This window comes from Mucilaginibacter limnophilus, assembly GCF_004005815.1.
In the GTDB taxonomy this organism is placed as follows: Bacteria; Bacteroidota; Bacteroidia; order Sphingobacteriales; family Sphingobacteriaceae; genus Mucilaginibacter; species Mucilaginibacter limnophilus.
In genome coordinates this window covers 163,362-186,584 of the sequence record NZ_SACK01000002.1, presented here as the reverse complement: position 1 = coordinate 186,584, position 23,223 = coordinate 163,362, and the positions used below count along the sequence as shown (strand labels likewise).

The 23,223-nt window shown below is 44.0% G+C and carries 18 protein-coding genes; 6 read left to right on the top strand and 12 right to left on the bottom strand.

Going from position 1 to position 23,223, the window contains the following annotated elements:
- Window positions 1–101 precede the first annotated feature (101 nt).
- The 8 genes from EOD41_RS05160 to EOD41_RS05125 all read right to left on the bottom strand — a co-directional run bounded on the left by EOD41_RS05160 (window position 102) and on the right by EOD41_RS05125 (window position 13,458).
- The gene (locus tag EOD41_RS05160) at window positions 102–1,751 is read right to left on the bottom strand and encodes a DUF6377 domain-containing protein (protein ID WP_127703731.1); all 1,650 of its coding nucleotides are present in this window, start codon (window positions 1,749–1,751) and stop codon (window positions 102–104) included.
- 107 nt (window positions 1,752–1,858) lie between these two features.
- On the bottom strand, window positions 1,859–4,645 hold the full coding sequence (locus tag EOD41_RS05155) for a beta-L-arabinofuranosidase domain-containing protein (RefSeq protein WP_164849887.1): 2,787 nt from the start codon (window positions 4,643–4,645) through the stop codon (window positions 1,859–1,861).
- A 171-nt stretch (window positions 4,646–4,816) separates the two neighbouring features.
- Window positions 4,817–5,932: a Gfo/Idh/MocA family protein gene (locus EOD41_RS05150; RefSeq protein ID WP_127703729.1), complete on the bottom strand. Its 1,116-nt coding sequence runs from the start codon at window positions 5,930–5,932 to the stop codon at window positions 4,817–4,819.
- A 33-nt stretch (window positions 5,933–5,965) separates the two neighbouring features.
- Complete coding sequence (locus EOD41_RS05145) at window positions 5,966–7,519, bottom strand: MFS transporter (protein WP_127703728.1); 1,554 nt, start codon at window positions 7,517–7,519, stop codon at window positions 5,966–5,968.
- 34 nt (window positions 7,520–7,553) lie between these two features.
- The gene (locus tag EOD41_RS05140; RefSeq protein WP_127703727.1) at window positions 7,554–8,750 is read right to left on the bottom strand and encodes an FG-GAP repeat domain-containing protein; all 1,197 of its coding nucleotides are present in this window, start codon (window positions 8,748–8,750) and stop codon (window positions 7,554–7,556) included.
- A 9-nt stretch (window positions 8,751–8,759) separates the two neighbouring features.
- Window positions 8,760–11,918 carry a PVC-type heme-binding CxxCH protein gene (locus EOD41_RS05135; RefSeq protein WP_127703726.1) on the bottom strand — a complete coding sequence of 1,053 codons (3,159 nt, stop codon included), beginning with the start codon at window positions 11,916–11,918 and terminating at the stop codon, window positions 8,760–8,762.
- 169 nt (window positions 11,919–12,087) lie between these two features.
- Window positions 12,088–12,522: an SRPBCC family protein gene (locus tag EOD41_RS05130; protein ID WP_127703725.1), complete on the bottom strand. Its 435-nt coding sequence runs from the start codon at window positions 12,520–12,522 to the stop codon at window positions 12,088–12,090.
- 75 nt (window positions 12,523–12,597) lie between these two features.
- Entirely contained in the window at window positions 12,598–13,458 is an 861-nt protein-coding gene (locus tag EOD41_RS05125; protein ID WP_127703724.1) for an AraC family transcriptional regulator, read from the bottom strand.
- A gap of 138 nt (window positions 13,459–13,596) precedes the next feature.
- Between EOD41_RS05125 and EOD41_RS05120 the strand changes: the two genes are divergently transcribed.
- The 3 genes from EOD41_RS05120 to EOD41_RS05110 all read left to right on the top strand — a co-directional run bounded on the left by EOD41_RS05120 (window position 13,597) and on the right by EOD41_RS05110 (window position 16,225).
- A complete protein-coding gene (locus EOD41_RS05120; protein ID WP_127703723.1) occupies window positions 13,597–14,490 on the top strand; it encodes a phytanoyl-CoA dioxygenase family protein in 894 nt (297 codons plus the stop codon).
- A gap of 89 nt (window positions 14,491–14,579) precedes the next feature.
- Window positions 14,580–15,683: a signal peptidase I gene (lepB, locus tag EOD41_RS05115; RefSeq protein WP_127703722.1), complete on the top strand. Its 1,104-nt coding sequence runs from the start codon at window positions 14,580–14,582 to the stop codon at window positions 15,681–15,683.
- Between the two features lie 5 nt (window positions 15,684–15,688).
- Window positions 15,689–16,225 carry a hypothetical protein gene (locus EOD41_RS05110; RefSeq protein ID WP_127703721.1) on the top strand — a complete coding sequence of 179 codons (537 nt, stop codon included), beginning with the start codon at window positions 15,689–15,691 and terminating at the stop codon, window positions 16,223–16,225.
- 2 nt (window positions 16,226–16,227) lie between these two features.
- Here the strand turns inward: EOD41_RS05110 and EOD41_RS05105 are convergent, their stop codons facing one another.
- The 3 genes from EOD41_RS05105 to EOD41_RS05095 all read right to left on the bottom strand — a co-directional run bounded on the left by EOD41_RS05105 (window position 16,228) and on the right by EOD41_RS05095 (window position 18,175).
- The gene (locus EOD41_RS05105) at window positions 16,228–17,001 is read right to left on the bottom strand and encodes an exodeoxyribonuclease III (protein WP_127703720.1); all 774 of its coding nucleotides are present in this window, start codon (window positions 16,999–17,001) and stop codon (window positions 16,228–16,230) included.
- A gap of 113 nt (window positions 17,002–17,114) precedes the next feature.
- Window positions 17,115–17,816, bottom strand: a complete 702-nt coding sequence (locus tag EOD41_RS05100; protein ID WP_127703719.1) for a peptidylprolyl isomerase — start codon at window positions 17,814–17,816, stop codon at window positions 17,115–17,117.
- Window positions 17,813–18,175 (bottom strand): hypothetical protein, encoded by a 363-nt coding sequence (locus tag EOD41_RS05095; protein ID WP_127703718.1) that lies wholly within the window; start codon window positions 18,173–18,175, stop codon window positions 17,813–17,815. Before EOD41_RS05095 ends, EOD41_RS05100 begins: the two co-directional genes overlap by 4 nt.
- Before the next feature lie 78 nt (window positions 18,176–18,253).
- On the opposite strand from EOD41_RS05095, the gene EOD41_RS05090 reads away from it, so the two are divergent.
- The 3 genes from EOD41_RS05090 (at window position 18,254) to EOD41_RS05080 (ending at window position 22,103) form a co-directional block, all read left to right on the top strand.
- Window positions 18,254–18,571: a hypothetical protein gene (locus EOD41_RS05090; RefSeq protein WP_127703717.1), complete on the top strand. Its 318-nt coding sequence runs from the start codon at window positions 18,254–18,256 to the stop codon at window positions 18,569–18,571.
- A 61-nt stretch (window positions 18,572–18,632) separates the two neighbouring features.
- Complete coding sequence (locus EOD41_RS05085) at window positions 18,633–20,957, top strand: TonB-dependent receptor (RefSeq protein WP_127703716.1); 2,325 nt, start codon at window positions 18,633–18,635, stop codon at window positions 20,955–20,957.
- Window positions 20,958–21,122: 165 nt separating this feature from the next.
- Window positions 21,123–22,103 (top strand): alpha/beta fold hydrolase, encoded by a 981-nt coding sequence (locus EOD41_RS05080; protein WP_127703715.1) that lies wholly within the window; start codon window positions 21,123–21,125, stop codon window positions 22,101–22,103.
- A 46-nt stretch (window positions 22,104–22,149) separates the two neighbouring features.
- On the opposite strand, the gene EOD41_RS05075 is transcribed toward EOD41_RS05080, so the two are convergent.
- Window positions 22,150–22,938, bottom strand: a complete 789-nt coding sequence (locus EOD41_RS05075; protein ID WP_127703714.1) for a carboxylesterase family protein — start codon at window positions 22,936–22,938, stop codon at window positions 22,150–22,152.
- Window positions 22,939–23,223: the final 285 nt, after the last annotated feature.

The window sequence follows — 23,223 nt, the reverse complement described above, 5'->3', positions numbered from 1 at the left end:
AATCAATCTGTTGATAATCAGCCAGTTGATTTTTACGAGAAGATGAAAAATTTAATTGAATTTAGGGCTTATTTAAGCTGTAGGCGGCTTTTTCGAACGCTCTAATTATGTAGATTTTCAACCCGTACTTTATTTTTACGAGGCTCTACAGCTTTAATTTCCATTATACGTTTATCAAATTCATCAGAATGATAAATAGATTTCGCCTTAAGGCGCATCTTATAAACATAAATGGTCTTCTCTGAATACTCGAGAATTTTGGATATGGTTTCGCTGTCAGTAACACCTAATCGTATCAAGGCGAAAATGCGCAGGTCAGTAGTTAATACTTCATCGTTCTTAGGCCATATCTGGTCTTCCTTTTTAAACAGGCTGTTAAATGAGGTAACGAAATTTGGGAATATTTTTATGAATATCCTGTCGAAGGTATGAAACAGGTTATCGCGCTCTTTTTTGATTTGAATGTTATCAACAATCAGTTGAATATGGTCATACCGTTTCTGCGCCAGCTTAACATCTACTGAGCGTTTAAGCTTTTCCAGTTTCAAAATATAACCTGATATCACGTTAAAAAAATAGCCAATGTACTCTTCCTTAATATGAGTATCTTCCTCAAGCTTAAGATTAATAGCTTCAAGCTCGGCGTTGGTTTCTTCGATTATCTTTTCCTTTGCTTTAAGGTTTTTTAGCTGCCTGAAAAGAATCACCGATATCACAATAACCAGGATAGCCAATATGGTCAGCGAGATAATGAAAATTAAAAAACGCGTCTTCTCCTTCTCGGTATAAGCCAGCTTCTCGGCGGCAACCATAGGCAATATTGAACTTATTTGTACCCTGCGCTGGCGCGCACCGTAAAAATCGGCATCGGCAGCAGCATGTTGAATGTATTTATATGCGTTTTTGATATCACCGCTTTTGTAAAACACCTCGGCGAGCCAATAAATAGCCAGTGTTTCTTTAGTTGACGATTGTACATCACTAATAACCGCTTCGCAGAGCAATTGTATGCCCTTATCGCGGTCTTTTTTGTTTTTGAGATAAATATTAGCCAGCGTTGATGCTACTATGGCATGCTGATGCGAGGTAAGTTTTTGCGTGTTGAGTAAATTTTGAAAGTCGGCTTCAGCGGCTGCAGGTTTACCGTCTTTGAGCTTTTTATACCCGATTAAATATAAACTGTTGTATGAGCCGGGTTTGCTTACCGCTACCGCCGAATCTATATACTTATTAGCCTGTTCAATGTATTTAGGCGCATATTGATTATCATTGTCATAATTAGCCAGATCGAAATTGGCGCGCATCATCAGCCGGTAGTATTCATACTTAATGCTGTCGTTCAGCATACGGGCATTAATCCCCGCCAGGTTATCAAAGGCCTCTTTAAACATACCCGACGATAACAGGATAAAGCCTACTTTAACACGACTCGTATATTCTTTACCAACATCATTAAGCCGGTTGCTTAATTGCAATAGTTTGTGAGCGTACACATAAGCGGAGTCGTACTGATACGATTTGTATTCTTCATAAATAGCGCTGCAAACATTGAAGTTTTGTTTCGGATTGCGTGCCGAAGGTTTTAAACCCGACTTCAACTGATTGATGCGCTGCTCTTTTGCCTTATCGTACTCGCTTTTTTTGCTTAATTCAACATCAAGCTTTGCCAATGCCTTTTCGGTATCACCATCTGATGAGAAAGCAGCGTTAAAAACCAGTAAAAGCAAAAGCAGCAGGTGTAGGCGGCGCATATTAAGGTAAATAATCAGTACAAATTAAATAATAATAAAGGCAATTGCAAACAGAGCTATCGCCCGTAATTGTAACTGAGTATTTAACGCTTTATTTTCCTGCCGGTTTATTTTTGCTTAAAAGTAGTTTGCCTTAATATGGTTGAACCTATTGGTTGCAGCGTAACAGTTTCTGTTTGTTTAGTAACCGGGTTATATAATGAGGTAGTAAACTTATCATTTCCTGCAACTTTAACCGGAGCCCCGGAATATTGCAACACTTCAAGATTTTCCGGTTCGTACCTGTAATCATTAAAGCCTGCTAACGGAAAGCTTTTGCCCTTAATTTCTTTTGCTGCGATAGGATGCGCCAGAACCAACGCGCCGTAAGTAAAATAGGTTTCGTTGTTGATGTCTTGATTAACTTTCACCTCCGGAGCAAAATCTACCTTAACCATTTCCGTGCCTTTCCAATTCTTGCTGATTACAATAAAGCCGTCTTCTTCAGTATGCATTAAACTGACAGTATACTTCGACACCCATTCAGGTTTGCGAATTTTAAGAGTAAAGTTTCCATTAGCCGTTATTATAAAGCTGATAGAATTGCTGTAAGGATACTCCGTTACTTCTTTAACAGAAACCGGTTTGCCGCTAATAGTAGTATTTACTGTTGAAGGACCAAGCAGCGATGCTACAAGACTATTGCCACTTTTCATCCACATGTTCTGAATATAATAAGGTGCGATACGCCCGGCGTTAGGCACGCAGCAAACGGCGGCGTCCTGATGCACCGGCGAATATTTATACCGAACCTGATGCTTATCGGCGCTATCAAGGTTTAGCCAGCCTTCCATTGCATACGAATTGTCACTTTTTAAATATGCTATACAGCTCTGGCTTGGATGGCGTGCGCCCTGCGCCGCATTAAAGAACAGTTTTTCAATTTTGTCGCCGTAATCATTTTCACCGCTTTTGGCATAAAGGCTTGCATAGCTATGTAATAATTCCTGCAGTGAACAGTATTCATACCCCCGTTTGGTGGCATCGGCCTTTCGGCCAAGCACCCACTCATCGCCAACCGGTGCTCCCGAGGCAGTTGTTGCCAATATTACTTTTTCAAGGAAATTATGCAGCGCCTGCTTAAGCTTAGGACTACCTGAAGCATAGTAAGCTGCCGCGACAGTACGCAAATGCTCGTAAGTATGCACGCCATGGCCACGCAACAGCAAATCAGCATTAAGCAGTTTGCGGTATTGCGCGTCTTCATTTATCACCTGTTCCGAAAAATCTTTATACATGAACAGCACATAATCCATATACTTTTGATTGCCCGTTAAATGATAAAGGCTTTCCAGCACGTCGGTAAACATCAGTCCGTGCGACAGGCCCGACACATCAGGTTTCATCGCTAAAAAAGGGTGCGATTTATTAACCGGCCAATTTATCATCACGTTATCCACTGCACGGATAATGGCTGTTAGTACTGTTTTATCTTTGGTATAGTCATACCAGGCCAGTAAGCCCCTCAGCAAAGTAGCTTTCGACCAAAGTTCACCATTCTCCTGGTCAAATTTATACCGCAGCTCTTTATCATAAATGCCCAGGTAACCGTCGGCATCTTGCGTAGCTAAAATACCTTTTATGTATTTCGCTATGCGCGAAAGATGCTCTTTGTCGTTAGCAAGAATAGCACTACGGATATAGCCATCGCGCCAGTTGCTTTGTGTTTCGCTGTTCCACCATAAAAACTGCACCTGCCAGCTGTTATCCTCGTTTTCGTTATTACCGCCACCACCACCTTGCGCGCCCACATCCTTACTTTTTACTTTTCGGGTAAGCCGGTCTTTATTATAAATATCATCTTTCAGAATAAGATCGGGCACCAGCGAATCCAGATGACCCGTAAATCCATCAAGGTTATCCTGAACCTGCTGCTTTAACCAACCGGTAGGTTTTACAGCATTCAATGGCAGTATTTGATATTTTTCGGCAATAGGTTTCACCTTTGCAAATACTTCTTTATCGCCAAAGGCAAAGCCTTTATAATATAAATAATTTGCCACATAGTTAACTGTACTGTCAAGATATGATCGCCAGTTAGGCAAGCCAAAATACCACGGACAATGCGTAGCACCCTTGAATACAATAGCCTCATAAGGCAATCCAATATTTTTTGCGCGCGTTACCACTTGCTGTCCCCATTCAATAGGCAGCATAGGGTCTTTTGAGCCATGTATCCAAAGCATCGGCGGATCAGACGGGCGTTCCATCGCCAACGTATCGCCAATACCACAGAGGCACATAACCGCTTTTGGCCGTGTACTATAACCGGGGTTACCGCTGTTTCCATCAACAGTGTTTGGGTTTGTTTTTTTATAATTTTTAACTTCTGAAAGCTTATCGACATAAGCGGCAGCCATGGCCGTTATAGCACCTGCCGATTCCCCGCCGGTTACAATATTTGCTGTATCAATGCGGTATTTGTTTTGATTTGCCTTGAAGAACCTGATTGCTGCTTTCAAATCGTGCATGGCATCAGTAATGGGCCGGCGGTTGGTGTCAGACTGGAATACATTTACAGTTGGGTCTAGCCGGTAGTCGATACTGGCAACTGCGTAACCTTTCATGGCCAGCTTTTCACACATTAACCGTACTGAAGCCCATTTGCGCGTACCTTCCACAAAACCGCCTCCATGTACATAAATAATCAACGGGCGTTTTGAGGTTTTATCGCCGCGGGGCTCGTAAAAGTCAAGCAGCAGTGTTTGTGTTTTATGCTGATAATTTGGTGCGCTGCCATAAGCGATGTTCACAAGCGAGTCGGCAGCCGTGAAAGTATCAGACAAATAGCGTTGGGCAAACAACCCCTGTGCATATAAAAAGCAAACCAGTATGATTAACAGTATCTTCTTCATGTATATAGAAAAATGGCTATAACGGTGCCTTTTAGGCGATATAAAAGTATTTATACCATAGTTCAAATAACAGGGTTTTATTATTGAATTGGTGGTGGATATTGCCATCGGGATAGACACAAATAACAAAAGCGGCCAAAATAAGCCGCTTTTTGCACTATATGGTTAAAGTTATTTACTCAACGTAAAATCAGGCAGATATTTTTTCTCTCCGCCGGCCATTGCCGAATCATGCGCCAAAATACCAACACAGGTTATGTTAGCCGATTGCGTTGCATTTGGATAAGGCTGCCTACCGTTTACTAAGGCGCTCACAAATTCGTTCACTAAATGCGGGTGTGAACCGCCATGACCCGAGCCTTGTATGAACGACAGGTGTGTTTCACCTTCGTCGCCATAAACACCCTGGGTAGTAAAGCCCTGTATTTCCTCTGGCAGAAGATGTGCGTAGTCAGGGATTTTAACTCTTTCAGGCGTTTCACCTGTATGTATCACGCTTTCTTCATGCTCCACAAGCGTCCACTCGAACGATTTTTTTGAGCCATACACATCAAAGCTTTCGCGGTACTGACGTGCCGTGTTAAATAGCGAGCGGGTAACCTCGGCCGAAAGATCGGTATCTTTCAGTTTAATGTGGCAGCTTTCAATAGCGAACGGTGAACCATATTTCGGTATCAGCTCTTCATCTATTCGTCCTGAACCAAAGCATGAAACGTATTCAGCTTCAGCCTTTGGCAAAGCCAGTACCGGGCTTACGCAGTGCGTGGCGTAATACATTGGCGGCAAGCCTTCCCAGTAACCCGGCCAGCCGGCCATTTCCTGCTGGTGTGATCCACGAAGAAACTGGATCTTACCCAGCTCGCCTTTTTCATATAGCTCTTTTATAAACAAAAACTCGCGGCTGTAAACCACCGTCTCCATCATCATATAAGTAAGGCCGGTTTCCTGTACCGCCTCAACAATGCGGCGGCATTCGTCAACAGTAGTAGCCATAGGTACGGTACAGGCCACATGTTTTCCGGCGTGCAGGGCAGCAATCGACTGCTCTGCATGGCTTTGTATCGGCGTGTTGATATGCACCGCGTCAACATCAGGGTCTTTCAGCAATTCCTCGTAACTGGTGTATCTTTTTTCAATACCGAAAGCATCGCCTATCTCATTCAGCTTACCTGCGTTACGCTGGCAAATGGCATACATGTTGGCGTTTGGATGCTTTTGATAAATCGGGATAAATTCAGCACCAAAGCCTAATCCTACAATGGCTACGTTGATCTTTTTTTCGCTCATGATTATTTATATAGTTATTTAATTGTGATCGCTTTACGCAGGCGTTGGCCCGGGCGTCGGATACTCGTTATCCACCGTTTCCAGCAAAACAGCCTTGTATCCGCCTTTTGATTTAAAGTAGAATATTAGCAGCAGGTAACACACCAGCATACCAATCGGAAATAAGGCTACTGTTTTTAAAGCGCCTTTTTTTGCGTCGGCCTGTACGGTTGTTACCGTAGCTTTTTCTTCAGCGGACGCGCTTGCCAGTTTCGTGGCGTCAACTGCCTGGTACTCGCCGAACATACTTGTTTTCTTTTCGGTAGCATAAGTGCTGTGCAGGGCTGTATTGTTCTTCTGGTCGTATGCGCGCAGGTTATTATCAATCGATTTATCTTGAACAAAACCTAAAATTACCGCGCCTATAACCCCTGCGCCAATCATACCTACACCACCGGTAATGTTCAGCGTAAGCGCGCCACCTTTCGGGAAACGCTCAGCCACAACGCCCAGCATGGTTGGCCAGAAGAAGCTTTTACCCAAGCCGAATATGGTAGCGGCAACCAATATCATAATGCCATCGGCGGTCGACAGGAAGTATAAACCCAGCGCGGCAATGCTCGAACATACCGCTAGCAAACCAAGCGGAGATATACGGTGAATGATACCGCCCGCGCAGAAACGCAGTATCACCATGATTGATGATGTGTAGATCAGTATCCATCCGCCTTGCAAACCAATTTTTTGCATTGCAGGACCCATCAGGTCACTTACCCAGCTATCGGTACCCAATTCAGTAACCGCCAGCGGAAGCATGATCAGCAGCATAATAATAAATAACGGACGGCCAAAGCTGCGCACATATAAGCCGAACAACGCTACTATGGCAAGGGTTACAATTACGTTTATAGTGGTTGACCAACCAAAAACGGAACCTATCTGAAAGATGATTAGTCCAACAATGATAAGTGCGCCGCCAACACCTACTTCTTTAAGCATTTCCAGGTATGATACCCCTGCCCGCACACGTTCGTTAACCGGAAATTTCCGGCCAAGCATTAATATGCCGTAAGCCACTGCGGGTATTAGTACTAATAATATCTTAATTTTCCAGTTGGTTGCAGGGCCCATAAGCAAGGCCATTACACCACCCAAAATCAAACCTGTTGGCCATCCTGCGTGCAGATAATTAAGCCAGCGGGTTTTTTCGCGAGGGAACATACTTGCTACTGCCGGGTTAGTAACTGCCTCAACGGTACCATTACCCAAAGCCATTATAAATGTGCCTATGTACAGCATGGTATAGCCATCTGCAAACCAGGTTATCACAGCAGATGATATATGGCAGATAAACGCGAATATCATCGAGTTTTTGTATCCTACTTTATCAATTATCAAGCTGAATAACACAATGCTAATTGCAAACGGCCAAAGCCCTACGCCCGCAATTTCGCCTGTTTGTGTATTGGTCAGGTTAAAATCGGCGCTCCATTGCGGCAGGGTTAAGGCGCGCAGTATAAAGCCAAATGATGTGGTAACAATTGAGATGAAGCATGCCAGGAAAAGCATTTTGCTTGGCGCTCCGGCAGTTTGGGTTTGTGCACTCATAATTTTTTGTTGGTTTAATCAGGTTTGTTATTGGTTATTTCTTCTTTTTGTTCATCAGATTTTCAAAATAAAATACGCCCTTTTTGTTGGCAATTACAATATCGGTCAGTTTATCCTTGTTCATGTCGGCTGTAACGATGTTTAGTCCTGCACCCGAATCATTATCAATAAGATGCGGGATAAAGTACGGCGCCTTTCCGGGTGTATACTCAAACCAGTAGATCACAGCCGGGTCATGCGCACCCGGGTCATGATCCGTATCGTTATGCGCAAAGAAACGCTTGCCTGCCACCAGGTCGCGGTAACCATCTTTATTTAGGTCGACAAAGGCCAGCGCGTGTGATTGGGAGAATGCCGCGCTGATCTCGTTATGCGTCCATGTTTGGTTTCCTTGTGCATCCTTACCCTGCTGATGCCACCAAATACCAATGCGGTGTGCTGAAGCGCTGATGATATCAATAAGTCCATCGTTATTTACATCGAACGAATACATGTGCGAGCAATCCTGACCCAAATCAACCGCGTGGTATTTCCAGTTTGGTTGCTTCAGATCAGCCGGGCCTTCCCACCATCCGCGACGCGTAAACACATCTTTCCGGCCGTCCTTATTAATATCACCATATCCGATGCCATGGGTAAACATGTGTGTATTATCCGGATCAACGCCACTGATAGGGTAGCAGTGCCAGGTAGTATCGCCTTTTTTTGTTGGCGCCTGTATCCAAACTACTTTTTGCGCGCGCGAATCGGCACAAAGTATATCCAGCCTGCCATCGCCGTCAATATCAACAAAGTTTGGCGACTCGTTACCGATACCTGTTGAATCCAGAAAATTATGCTTTGTCCAGTAACCTTCTTTATTCTTCGGATTTTCGTACCACACGCCCGGGCTTCCCGGAAAACCGATTACGATCACATCGTCCCAACCATCAAAATTGATGTCCAGGTTCAGGTTCAAAAATGATGTAGCATATTCCTTCCCCGGATCATACACCCTCGACTCATATATATCATGCCGCTTCCAGTTGGGCGCCTCATACCAGTGGGGCCCGGCGATGACATCAAGCTTTCCGTCTTTATTCACATCGGCAACAGCAACGCCTTCCGATTTAAATTCGGTGGTAAGCGTATGCTTTTTAAACTCGCCGGTTGGGGATTGCGCATTACACACTATGCCGCTCAGCGTGAAGGCTGCAAGGCAAAGGGTACGGCTTATAACAGTTAATTCCATAGGTATCGGTTAACTTTTATGGTTCAATAAATAGTTTATAACGGCTTCAAACTCACGCTGCGACAGCTTATCCCTGAAGTTATCAGGCATTAAGGTATATTTTGCGGCGGTACGCTCGGCAATGTCCTTTTTTGCCACGGTGAATTCCTGACCGGCAATATCGGCAAAAACAAACACAGCGCCTTCTTCACGGCGGAACAACCCGCTAACCACTTTGCCGTTTTTCAGCTTGATGGTGTAATTTCGGAAAGCTTCAGAAATGTTTCTGTTTGGATCGAGGATCTTTTCAGCGAGATTGTTCGGCCCCCACTTGCTAACGCCGTCAAGGTTCGGCCCAATATTGCCCCCTTCTCCTGAAATTTTGTGACAGGTAGCGCAGTTTTGCGAGAAAACCACCTTACCGGAATCAAGTGACGGCAGTGCCTTTTTGGCATTATCAGCGTTAAATGCCTGCAGGCGCTCTTTTATAATCTTATTCCGCTCCACGTTTACCGGCTCAACGTTGGCAATTATCTCATCATAAACTTTCTTTTGCTTTGGCGACATACCCATCAATATGCGCTCTTCTACCTTAGGTTGTAAAAGTATTCGCGACATGTATTCGCCTTTACGCACTTTTTCAAAGATGATGTCCTTCCCCTCGGGCGATGTAGCCAGCGAAGTCACGATAGCCGCCTGCAGATCGGGTGGGGCATTAGTAACATCAGCCAACGCCTTGTTTACTGATGCAAGGATAGTTTTATCTGAAGTGCCGGTTAGATCCCCTAATGACGCGGCGATGTTCCCCTTAACATTTACAGGTGTAGCAGGGTCGGTTAATATACCACCCGCCACTGCAGCATTTTTTTCAGGGTTGATCTTTAGCAATGCCTTTATAATATGCGCCTGCATATTCGGGTCGGTTTTTGATTCTTTCGTCAAGTAATACTTTAGCTTTGGTTCGATAGCCGTATTCCTGAAATCTCCTGCCAGTTGTAATGCATATACCTGCCTGTCAAGCGCGTCGAACGATTCAAATTTATTTAGCGGATACCGGGTGATTAGGCCATCGGCAAGCGTATTTGCCCATGCACCTATCTCGGCATTTTCTGTCGCATCGCGCTGGGCAATGCCCAGCCTTACTCCTTTAAGTGTGTAATAGCTTATCTCAACATCGTTAGCTGATTTTTGACGTGCCGTACTTATAATTTTATCCAACTGAGCGCCCGGAGCAAAGCGCGCCAGGTGCTGGTATGTAGCCGGAACCTTCACAGCAGATACACTATGGCTTTCCATATATTTTGCCAGGAAAGTACCTGAAGGCTCCGACAGTACGCCGGCCAATACATCGGCGATATTAGCGGCGTCTGTATCGTTCCATTGCATGCCGGCTACCTGCTGCATATTGTTGCCATTCCGCAAAATGTTGCGCTCAACCAGCCTTGCGGTATAGATCATGTGCGAATCATACTCCGGTATAGTTTTGCGGAAGGCTAATATTTGCCGTAGCGACGCGAGGTCGGGATACTTAACAAAAACTTCCAGCGCGGCGCGTTGCACATGCGGGTTATTATCTTTCAGCGCCTTCACAATTATCGGATATTCAATAGCTGCATCCGCTTTTCGCTCACGCAATATTCGCATAGTATGTACTCTGATTATTGGATCAGACATTCCCGCTGCTTTTTTTATTTCTTCGCCGGTTAATGCGTTCAACCGTTGCAACACCCACATAGCGTGGATGTATCTCGTTGCTACGGTGGACTTATCCGTAAGCAATTTTTTTAGCGGCGCAACAGCGGGTTGGCCAATACGGTCAGCCAGCTGATCGGCAGCAAGCATGCGCACCTGCATGTTTTTTGCATCAATAGCGCTTAGCAATTCCTCAACCTTTGCTGTTGTAAGATCGGTGTTTTTATTGCTCATACCCTTGTAGGTAACGCGCCATATACGTCCGCGTACCTTGTCACGACGCGGGTCATCAAGCGGCACCTCGTAATGCCCGATAATGCTGTTGTAGAAATCGGCAATATATATAGCGCCGTCAGGCCCCATCTTCACATCAACCGGGCGGAACCACGGGTCGCGGCTGCGCACAAAATCCGGCTCACGTTTACCCACCGGCGACGAACCGTTGTTTACATATGAATTACGGTAAACCCGGCTGGCTACAGCGTCGCCTATGTAAAAGTTCTTTTGGTACTCAGCCGGATAAAGTACGTCTGCATAATATGCAATACCCGCCAAAGCGGTAGCTTCATTTTGAAGCGGCTTCATGTCCGGCGCGAAGCCCATTCCTTCTTCAAGGCCCCAGCCATAATAATCGCCGCCCATTATCAGTTGGTACAAGGGTGAAGTATGGCAATCTGTTGAGTACAGATAACCGAATTCATCATACACCTGGCCGAAGGGATTGATACGGCCCGAGGTGGTTTGTTCAACCCGGCTGCCATTCACCTTAAACCGGAATGTATTGCCCGAGTGCATGGTTATGGTATGCCCGTCGGCACCTGATATGGTAGAAGTATTGGTAAACCCGTGGCATGCATACACCCAACCATCGTATCCGCGCAAAAAGTTGTTCACCATGCCATGGGTATCGGTAAACCCGAACGGACCAAGTAGTTTTTTGCCTGCATCGGCCTTGCCGTCGTTGTTATTATCTGTAAAACGGTAGACATTAGGTATGCTGTATGATACAGCACCTTCAGCCAATGGTAAAATACCTATGGGGATGTTTAGCGTATCATTAAAATTAGTGAATTTATCGGCACGACCGTCTCCGTCAGTATCTTCCAGAATGGTTACACGGTCGCGCGGTTTATTGGGTGCTTTAGCCGGAAACGGATATTCAAATGATTGCGATACCCACATGCGGCCTTTTCCATCAAAACTGATGTTGATAGGTTTGCCTATCTGTGGTTCGGAAGCAAACAATTGAATTTTAAAACCTTCAGGCAGTTTAAAACCCAAACGTTCTTCTTCAGGGGTTAGGGCGGTAGTACGCCTTATGTTTTCATTAAACAGAATTCCACTATAAAGGCTGTCATCAGGCTCAGCCTGAACGGGCGGAACGGTACTTACTGTTGTTGTACCTGCACCGGTTTTTCTACTGGTGCTGCAACCAATAGCGACAATAACAGCCGCAACAATAATCCCCGCAAATGTTAATACACGGTTAGTTTTCATTTAATAGGTTATAATTGATTGCTTTACAGATGCAAACTACGCAATCGATTGCATAATTAAAATTTTTTGTTTGTATTTACAAACATTAAATGTTTATACAAGCGTAAAAAAGAAAAGCACGGCTGTATGTAACCGTGCTTTTACAAATAAGTGTCTTAGTACTGTTCTGCTATTCAGCTTTTTCAACAAAATCCTTAAGCAGTTTGCCGGTAATCTCTGTCCATCCAGCGGCAAAACTTTCCGGACGGAAGTTCGGATCATTTTTAGCAGCGAAAGTTTCTATCCCTTCGTGCGTAAGTTTAACCCGCGTTTTATCCCCTTCAGAAAACAGTTCCCAGGTTACTTTTGAATCACCCGGATAACCCTCATAGCGCCAGGTATGTGCCAGCTTTTTATTTGGTTCAGCGTCAGTGATACGGCAAAGATGCTTATAGGTAGTTTTATCATCTCCGCCTTCAAAAGTGAACTCAAAACCAACTTCAGGTTTGAAATCACTCAAGTCGAAATACCATTTCTGCATCTGTTCTTTTTCGGTTAGTGCACGCCATACCCGCTCAACCGGGGCGTGGTAAACACGTTCAATTATAAAAGGTTCGTTTTTCATATGCAGCTGTTTTGTAAACGCAACTGTATCAAATTTCTGCTAAACCTTTTGGTTTAACAAGTGAAAACAACACAATTAACCGGCGGCCTGCAAATATTCTTTACGGAACTTTTGCGGTGTGCAGCCTTTAAATTTTTTAAACTGCCGGTAGAAGAACGGGAAGCTTTCGTATCCGCAGGCAAAACATATCTGTGAAACCGGCTCGTTAGTCCCGATCAGCATTTTACAGGCCTTGTTAATACGGTATTCGTTCAAAAAATAAAAGAAAGGCTTTTTCATTACCTTACTGAAAAAGCGTGAAAACGATTCTTCACTCATAAAAACTTTTTCTGATAACTGAGCCAGGCTGATCTTTTTCGAATAATTGGTTTCAATGAAATTGAATACATTCTTCAGCCTGTCGCTTTCATGGGTGGTAAGGTTATAATCAAATCCGTCCCGGCATACAACTTCATAACGCTTTTCACGTGCCAGTTGCTGTAGCAGTTGAAGCAGAGCCAGCAGCTTGTCGAACGACGGCATATCCACCATCTTCAGCATCATTTCTTTTACTTCAATGGCTGCCTCCTTTTCAAACCTGATACCGTTAACCGATGTATATAACATACTTTTTATCGCCTCAAACTCCGGTCGGTTAAACCATCCTTCTCCTAAAAAATCTTCTCCCCATTGTATCACTACAGCTCTTGCTGAGCCGGGTTGAGGACTGCTGTTCTTCCAGCAATGAGGCAGGTCGGGGCCAAGCAACACCAAATCATCGTCCCCAAAATCGTTAAAACTATTGCCAACATAACGTACACCGGTGCTCGAAAGAATATAAGTCAGCTCATACTCCGGGTGATAATGCCATGGGCTGTCAAACTCATCTTTCTCCTGATAATGGATGTAAAACGAATTATTATCCGGCGTAATAATGGGAACGTATTTAGGTTTCATGGCAAAGCGACTTGCTTATTTTAAAACAATTTTACTGATTTAACACGTTAAGCAAACAAGAAAAGCTAATTTATGGATAACATCAGCTAAGGTGAGCAATTCATCAAACATTATTTTTGTTAACCGATTAAATATATTATGCTTAAACAATTAGAAGACCTTGCCGACAGCCCTGCTCAGGTAAGCAATATGTTCAGCTGGCCCAAATCGTTTGAAGAATGGGATCAGTACCGCTTAACCGACGAGCAGGTTGCCTTTTATAACGAATATGGTTATGTAAGCGGCATCAAGCTGCTTGAAGAAGACCAGATTGAGCAACTAAAAAATGAGCTTGCCGAAATAATTGATCCGGCACATCCGCAGCATTCATTGTTTTACGAGTTTCACTCTAATGAATCGGGCGATACTGATACGGTGCTTTTTCACGCATTGGGCGCATGGCGCATTACAGCGGGTTTTCATGATATTTTATGGAACCCGGCTTTTGTGATGGCAGCAAGCCAGCTGATGGAAGATAAGGCTGTACGCTTTTGGCACGATCAACTGTTTTGTAAACCGGCACATCATGGCGGGTTAGTAGCCTGGCACCAGGATTATTCGTACTGGACACGCACCGGCCCCATGCAGCACCTTACTTGTTGGGTAGGGCTTGATGATGCTACTACCGAAAACGGCTGCTTATACTATGTCCCCAAAAGCCACAAATGGGGATTATTGGACAAGCCCGAACTGGCCGGCAATATGGAAGGCCTGATGGATTATCTTACGCCCGAACAAAAAACAGAATTCAAGCCAATACCTATTGAACTGAAAAAAGGTTATGCTTCATTCCATCACCCCCTTATGGTGCATGGCTCATATGAAAACCGGTCGGACAAGGCAAGGCGCGCATTTGTGTTGAACGTATTTGCCGATGGTACTGAATCAAACACTGATGAAACAGTTTTGCAGGGTGTACCCGTTATCCCAAAAGGAAAAAAAATGGAAGGGAAATTTTTCCCGTTACTGTTTGATCCGGCTGAAACAAAATGAAATCACTTATATAAACCGCTGCCTGTAACAAAGCAGCGGTTTTTTTATCATATTAGTAGTCAAGTACATCATAAACCTGTTTACTACGTATGAACTGGAAATTTTTGTCGCGTAAAAAAGCTGACGCAGCTCCTAAAAAGAAAAAAACCAAAGCCCGCGAGTGGCTCGACGCTATTGTGTTCGCCGTTGTTGTTTCAACGGTGATACGTGGCTTGCTGTTTTCGGCATATGCTATACCATCGGCATCAATGGAAGGTACCGAAATGACCGGCGATTACCTGTTTGTAAGTAAACTGAGTTACGGCGCGCGTATGCCTATAACACCGCTTTCTATCCCGTTCTTTGAGTCGCATGTTACTGGTGCTGATATAAAAACGTATTCAAGCCTGATAAAACTGCCGTATTTCCGCCTGCCGGGATTAGGTGATGTTGAAAAAGGTGATATCGTGGTATTTAACTATCCCGGTGGTACGCCGAAAGACCCTGTAGATATGCGGGTGCATTACATAAAACGCTGTGTGGCAATCCCGGGCGACGTGATGCAGATAGTAGATACAAAGGTAATAGTGAATGGCAAAGTGTTACCTAACGCGCCTAAGGCACAAACCTCGTGGCGGGTAAACATTGAACCAACCGGAATTAACCCTAAGCTGTTAGAAGACCTTGAAGTGCAGGTTGTAGGCCAGGTAAGCCAAACGGAGTATATTATGATCATCCCGGCTGCGGCATTAAACGAATTAAAAAATACTACCGGCATAAAAAGCATTACACCGGTAATTGAGCCTAAAGGCGAGGCCGATCCGAGCGTATATCCGCAAAGCCCGTTGTTTAAATGGAACCAGGATAACTACGGTCCGCTGACAGTCCCCAAAAAAGGGTGGACCATCAGCCTGAATGATACTACCGCCGCCTTATATGGCCGCTGCATTACCCTTTTTGAAGGCAACACCTTAAAGAAAGCAGGCGCTGATTATTACATCAACAATAAAAAAGCAACCAGCTATACTTTTAAAATGGGTTACTACTGGATGATGGGCGATAACCGTCACAACTCCGAAGATTCACGCTACTGGGGCTTTGTACCCGAAGACCATGTAGTAGGTAAGCCAATGTTCACCTTCATGAGCATCGACAGTACTAAGACCTTCTTTAACAAGGTCAGGTGGAACCGGGTGTTACGAGGGATAAATTAAAGTAAATGGAGGTTATCCCATTTCTTATTTTATTGCTGGTTTTTTTATCAGCGCTTATTTATCTGTTTTTCGTTTTCTTTCGATGGTTATATTGGAAAGGTTATCAAAAGGTAGCAATAGTTATTCCTTCTATTATAATAGCATATATAACTTATTCTATTTATACAGCTTTTTATCCTGACGATGATTTTTTCTTCCAGGATTTTAAAACAGTGACTTTAAAAGATGTGCCAAAATCAGCAAAAATCATTGCTAAAGATGCGTCCTATCCTGACCACCACGGAAAGTATATATCTGTCTCTTTGATGAAGCTTTCAAAACATGATTACAAAAAACTGTTAGACCAACTTACTAACGATAAAAACTTTTCAAGAGGCAAAATGCAGTTTCACTCGGAAGAGTTTGTTAATGTTATGGGTGAAGATTTTGATCTGAAAGAAATCAAGTTTCAATTCAACAAGAATAACAGCCGGTCAGGGGAGTCATATATAGCTTTTTTGAATGATGAGCAAAGTGTGATCTGTTTCTTTTACAACGGATAGTCCTATTTTTCAAACCCTAAATCCAACAACACCGGGCAATGGTCTGAATGCCTGGCTTCAGGCAATATCGCCGCACGTCGGATGTTATTTTCAAGCGCCGAGGTAGCCATATTGTAATCAATCCGCCAGCCCAGGTTTTTTGCTCTCGCGTTGGCGCGGAAGCTCCACCATGTATAATTATGCGGTTCAGGGTTTACGTGCCTGAAGGTGTCGATAAAGCCTGAACTGATAAAGTCATCCATCCATTGGCGCTCTTCGGGCAAAAAGCCTGATGAGTTGGCGTTTGATTTGGGGTTATGAATATCAATTGGGCGGTGACAAATGTTGTAATCGCCTGATACAACCAGCTTCGGATACTTTTGCTTTACTTCGTTCAGGTAGGCGCCAAACTCTTCGAGGAAACGGAACTTAAAGCCCTGCCTTTCGTCTCCGCTCGAACCTGAAGGGAAATAAACACTCATTACCGATACATCTTCAAAATCAACACGAATATTGCGACCTTCTCGGTCGTAATCGGCAATGCCGCAGCCGTACTCAACATGTAAGGGTATCCGTTTGGTAAAAATGGCTGTGCCGCTGTATCCTTTCTTTTCGGCAGGGTACCAGTAGTGCTGATAGCCCATTTCTTCAACCAAAATCAAATCTGTAAGTACATCGGGCGTAGCCTTTATTTCCTGTAAACAAACCACATCGGCGTTGGTAGCATGCAGCCATTCAAGCCAGTTTTTACTTATCGCCGAGCGTATCCCGTTAACGTTATAGGTAATGATCTTCATGAGCCCCTTAATCCCCTGAATGGGGAAGTTTTTTTATTTAAATATCGAACATTGAAGATAGAATGTTAAAGTGAAAAAGCCTTCATCATTGGACATTCAGCATGCGATGTTCATTATTTATTCTCTAAACCTAAGATTTTATCCAGCTGCTTACATTCCTTTTTACTAAGCAACTCTACTGTTATGTGTACATCGGTAAGCGGGCGGTCGTTACCATCGGTTTTCAGGGCAGCTATGCGGTCAACCATTTCTATACCTGATACCACTTCGCCGAAAACAGTATAAGTTCTGTCGAGATGCGGTGTACCGCCAACCGACTTATAAATATCACGCTGACTTTGCGGTATTTTGCGTCCCTGCAGGCGTTTTGTTTCAACAGCGTCAAGTGTTTCATCAGTAAAGCGTTTGCCCTGTACGATATAAAACTGCGAAGCGCTTGAGGCTTTATCAGGCCTGTCATCTCGCGCAGCGGCAATTACGCCTTTTTTATGAAAAAGGCTGTCACGAAATTCAGCCTGAACGGTATATCCTAAATCACCCTCCCCCAGCGCATCGCCGGGTTTTGCATTTTTTGAGGTTGGGTCGCCGCCCTGTATCATAAAGTCCTGTATCACGCGGTGAAACAGCGTACCGTTTAAGCTGCCTTGCTTAACCAGTTTGATAAAATTATCACGATGCAATGGCGTTTCGTTGTATAACCTGATGATCACTGCGCCGTAATTGGTTTTAATACGCACATACTGATTTTTAGGTCCGCCGGCAAACGCGCTGATGCCGATAAGCAGGGCAGCAATAAGTGTAAAGGTTTTCTTCATATAGTGTCGTCGTCAGATTGATAAGCCTCGTCAAAGTAATCAATAATCAGGGTTTTCATCAGCATTTCTTGTTCAAGCAGGGTATAGTTGGGTATTTGCTTTACCATTTTCCAGTGCGGCCAGCCGTCCTGGTCAAGCCCTTCTAATTCATAGAAGCCCATTTTGCTGAAAAGCCTGCAATTGGCAATATGCATCAACTCTTCTTTTTGCCTTTTGCTGAATTTGCGCGGCCCTTGCCCAAGCTCCTGCACGCCTATTAAAAACAGCATCACCTTGATATCAGGCGTATCGGTATCAAAGTCGGCAGCTATACGCTCCTGCAACTCGCCCCATCTTTTATTTACTTCGGCTGGCTTCATACGGCAAATATACGTTTCAACAATATTGTTACCCTTAACCAACATTGTGTTTATTTTATTACCTTATATTTGCCCACGGTGAAAAAGTCGCGTTACCTGCTAATGGCCGCCTGGCTAATGCTGTTCTGCTTTATTGCAGGGCAGGTAATAGTGTATTCGCACCAGCACCACGCGCTTAAACATTCCATCACTCAAAAGGAAGGTACATTTCCGCAGCAAACTGTTGCCGAAAAATGTTTACTGTGCGATGCCATGCACCATACTGATATGCTGCAGCAGCACGATCAATACATTTGCCATTTACAGCCGGTAAGCTTCAAACATCCTGTTTTCATATATAATTTCGAGTCGTTTGGCCTTATACTGGCCGAAGGGCTTTCTCCTCCGCTTGCATAATAATCCGTCAAAAACCTGAACCTGCACCCAAGCAGTATTTATTCATTTTTTAAAGATTATTATGAAACTCAAGCTATATTTCATGGCCTTGCTGTTGTTATGCATACAAGCAAGCGCCTTCGCCAATTTAATTACATTAAAAGGTAAAGTTGTTGATAATACCAATCAGCCGCTTCCCGGTGCAACCATTACTATTCCTGATCTTAAAATATCTACCCAAACCAATTTAGACGGAGAGTTTTCGCTTGACGGACTACCTTCGAGAGGACGGTTTATTGTACAGGTACAGTATGTTGGTTACCGTACTTTAACCCAATGGACCGATCTTTCATCAGCAGCAAATCTTGTGTTTACCTTACAACCAAGCGTTATTGAAACACGCGAAGTAGTTATAACCGGAACACCTGTAAGCGGTAACAGTAAACAAAACAGTACATCAGCTACTACCATAACACGTGATGAGCTGCTGCGCCCGTCAACCAATATTATTGACGCGCTTGCACAGCAAGTGCCTGGTGTATCGCAAATCACTACCGGACCAAGTATTTCAAAACCTGTTATCCGCGGATTAGGGTACAACCGCGTGGTTACTTTGAGCAACGGTATTAAACAACAGGGCCAGCAATGGGGCGACGAGCATGGTATCGAGATAGACCAGTACGGCGCCGACAGGATAGAAGTGCTTCGCGGAGCGGCGTCACTACTTTATGGCAGCGACGCTTTAGGTGGCGTGATCAATATGCTTGAACCGCTTACCCCGCCATCCGGTCAAATAAAAGGCGAGTTTTTAACCAACTATGCTACCAACAATGGGCTTACCGGATCATCACTTATGCTGACAGGTAATGAGGATGGTTTTGTATGGCGCGCGCGTGGTTCGTATAAGAACGCGCACTCGTTTAAAACTCCTGATTATTATTTTCCGAACTCAGGCTTTAACGAAACCAATATCAGCGGCATGCTTGGACTGAACAAGCAGTGGGGTTATTCGCATCTTAACTTCTCGTACTTTCGCAACAACGTGGGACTATACGAAGCCGAGCCTGAAAACGGGTTGAACTTTGTAAATGAAGATGGCGAGCCGTTTACTGATGACGATTACAAAAGCCGCTCGCTGATGTTTCCAAGGCAAGATATTAGGCATTACAAGATTAACCTCGACAATAATTTCATTTTCCATAGCGGATTTTTGAAACTGAATTTGGGTTATCAGAAAAATCAGCGCAGGGAGCTGGAAGAAAGTCTTGACCCGTCCTTGTTCTTCGACTTGAACACTTATACTGCCGATGCCAAATATTACCTTAATGAGCGCAATGGCTGGCAGCCGGTATTTGGTATAAGCACTGAGATTGGCCATAGCGCTAACAAAGGTGAAGAATATGTGGTGCCCGATTATGACACTTATGGCATCGGCGCTTTTGTGTACATCAAAAAAACCTGGGATAACAACACCTTTAACGCCGGTATAAGGTACGATTATAAGAACAACAAAGGCAAAGAGTTGATAGAAGAGGGCGAGGAAAGGTTTGCAGCATTTACTAATGATTTTTCGAATATCAGCGGTGCGCTGGGTTTTACACACCAATTTAACGAGCATTTAAATTTCAAGGCAAACGCGGGTTCAGCTTTCCGTGCACCAAATCCGGCCGAATTGGCATCGAATGGCGTACACGAGGGCAGTTTCAGGTATGAGATTGGTCGCAGCAACCTTGCGCCCGAACGCAGCTACCAAGCTGACGCAACCCTTGAACTTGACACTCGCATGGTAAGCGCCAGCATCGGCATTTATGAAAATTATATCCATAACTTTATTTATGCCGCCAACACCCCTGGCGATGTAAGAGAAGTTGAAGAAGAAGATGGCAGCACCGGCGTGTTCGACGTTTACCGTTATGGTCAGGTTAACGCTAATCTGTACGGTTTCGAAGGCAATCTTACCCTGCACCCGGTTAGCTTTATACACTTTGAAAACACGTTTGGATACACACACGCGCAAAACAACACGCTCGACAGGCCGCTTGCTTTTATTCCGGCAGGAACTTTAAAAAATACACTGCGTTTCGAGCCCAACATTAAGGGCCTGAAGCAATCGTACATCTATGTGGGTATTGATAACTTCTTTAAACAGTCGAGGTTTGATAATACCTTTGAAACCGGTACCGATGGCTATACCTTGCTGAATGCCGGTCTGGGCACTACAGTAAGATTTGGTAAGCAGCCAGTTAAGCTGTATGTAGCCGGAAACAACCTGCTTGATAAAAAATATTATGACGCGCTTAGCCGCTATAAGCCCGGCCGTATAAGCACATCTGATCCAAATTTCGGTATTTATAACCCCGGCAGAAATATCACGTTCGGTGTTTATTTGCCGTTGGCAATAAAATAAAATCGAAAATTTTCCACCACGCGTCATCGTGAGGAACGAAGCAATCTCTAGATATGCATGTCTTGCATTAAAGTTCACAGATTGCTCGTTCCTCGCAATGACGCTTTAATATTACCGCTTAGTGAAACGGCGTAAACCATTGGTTATTTACACTGTTTGTTAATTATGAATAAGTTAGTTTCCATCACATTTTTTACCTTAATCATCAGCCTTAGCGCTTTTTCACAACCTGATACCATTTCTATTACGCTGGATAATGTCAGTTATCCATACCCGGTTAAGTTTATGCCGGTAACTTCCGACGGGCAAGACCTGCGTATGGCTTACATGGATGTAAAACCGGCTAACGCAAACGGCAAAACGGTGATGCTGTTTCATGGAAAGAACTTCGGCGGCTACTATTGGGGTAATGTGATTAATGCGCTTACCAATAAAGGCTACCGGGTTATAGTGCCTGATCAACTCGGATTCGGAAAATCATCAAAAGCTTTTATTCACTATAGCTTCCATAAGCTGGCACGGTTGAACAAACAACTCCTTGATACGCTGGGCATCAGCAAAACCTATGTGCTTGGCCACTCGATGGGTGGTATGCTGGCCACACGCTTTGCTTTAATGTATCCTGAAAAAGTTGAAAAGCTATTACTGGAGAACCCGATTGGTCTGGAAGATTATCACACTTTTGTGCCTTACACAGGCGCCGAAGAACAATACAAAACCGAACTTAAAAGCACACCGGAAAGTGTGAAGAAATACTATCAATCATCATATTTCCCCCAATGGAGACCTGAGTATGATTATCTGGTAAAAATTGGTGGTAATGTTAGCCGCAGCGCCGATTTTCCAAGATATGCAAAAGTGGCTGCACTAACTTATGAGATGATATATGAGCAGCCTGTATGTTATGAGTTTGGTTTACTGAAAGTACCAGCAGTGCTTTTCATTGGCATGGATGATAACACCATTGTTGGTAAAGCTTTGCTATCACCCCAGGAACAGGCCAAACATGGCCAGTACAAACTATTAGCGCCTGCCGCGGCAAAGAAGATCCCAAACGGGAAGCTTATTCCTTTTGAAGGTGTAAAGCACATTCCACACATTGAAGCGCCGGATAAATTTTTAAAGGCTTTGCTCGAAAACATGTAACAAGCAAAACAGGCACCTTGAGGGTGCCTGTTTTGTTATGATAGCTTTATTTGGTGTGTGAGAACAGCCATGGTAAAAAGTCGGGTTCGGCAAAAGCGTTAACCCAGCTGTCGTGCATGGCATCGGGATACAGGGTGTAGCGCGGATCTCCGCCTGCCTCGCGGATAGCTGCCACCATAACTTCCGAATGATCGGCCGGAACCACGTTATCCTTAGCGCCGTGGAATATCCACAAAGGCACTTTCTTCGCATATTTTTTTGCGTTTAATGTATTATCTCCACCACAAATGGCAAATGCCGCGGCGAACAGCTTGGGTTTACGGCCAAGTATCTCAAACGTACCCATACCGCCCATTGAAAGGCCCCCTACATAAACCTGATCTTTTTTAATGTACGGCTTTTTCAACATCTGGTCGACAAATCCAAGCAAGGCACGCATAGCTTTGGTAGGCTCGGCATCGGTTTGAAAGTAGAATTTATTCGCTTTTGTTACCGAATCCTGCCCGAACTTAACATTGCTCCAAAAGGAATCTTTAGGGCATTGCGGGAAAACCACAATTGCCGGGAACTGCTCACGAAGATTGGGTTTTAGAAACAGGTCGCCGCCGTTGGCCAGCTGCACCTCGTTATCGTTACCACGTTCTCCTGCCCCATGCAGGAATATTACCAGCGGATATTTTTGTGCAGGATTAAAATTAAGCGGAAACAGTATTCGGTATGGTAGCGTATCGCCCTTAGCGGCATACATACCTTTATCATAAGCTGAGCGGTCTTGCGCCTTAGATAACTGCATGCCGCCGGCAATAAACATTAAAGCCAAAAGTATTTTTTTCATTTTTGAAAAGGAATTGATTGAAATGGTTTGTGCTGTGTAAACGTAAATGTAGTATATAATATTTTGAATTTGCCTACATAAGTAAGCTACTGATTTATAAACTTACAATATCTAATTTAGTTTGTTATAAACAAAAACAGGCTTCGTTTCCGAAACCTGTTTTGCTTTTGGTTTATGTTGGTAGTAATATTCCGGTGGTATGGAAACTCTAAAAAAGTTTAAGCCCTAATCCATAGTTTTTTCTCAGACTTACAGTCTAATACGAACTTTCAAAGTTAAATTAAA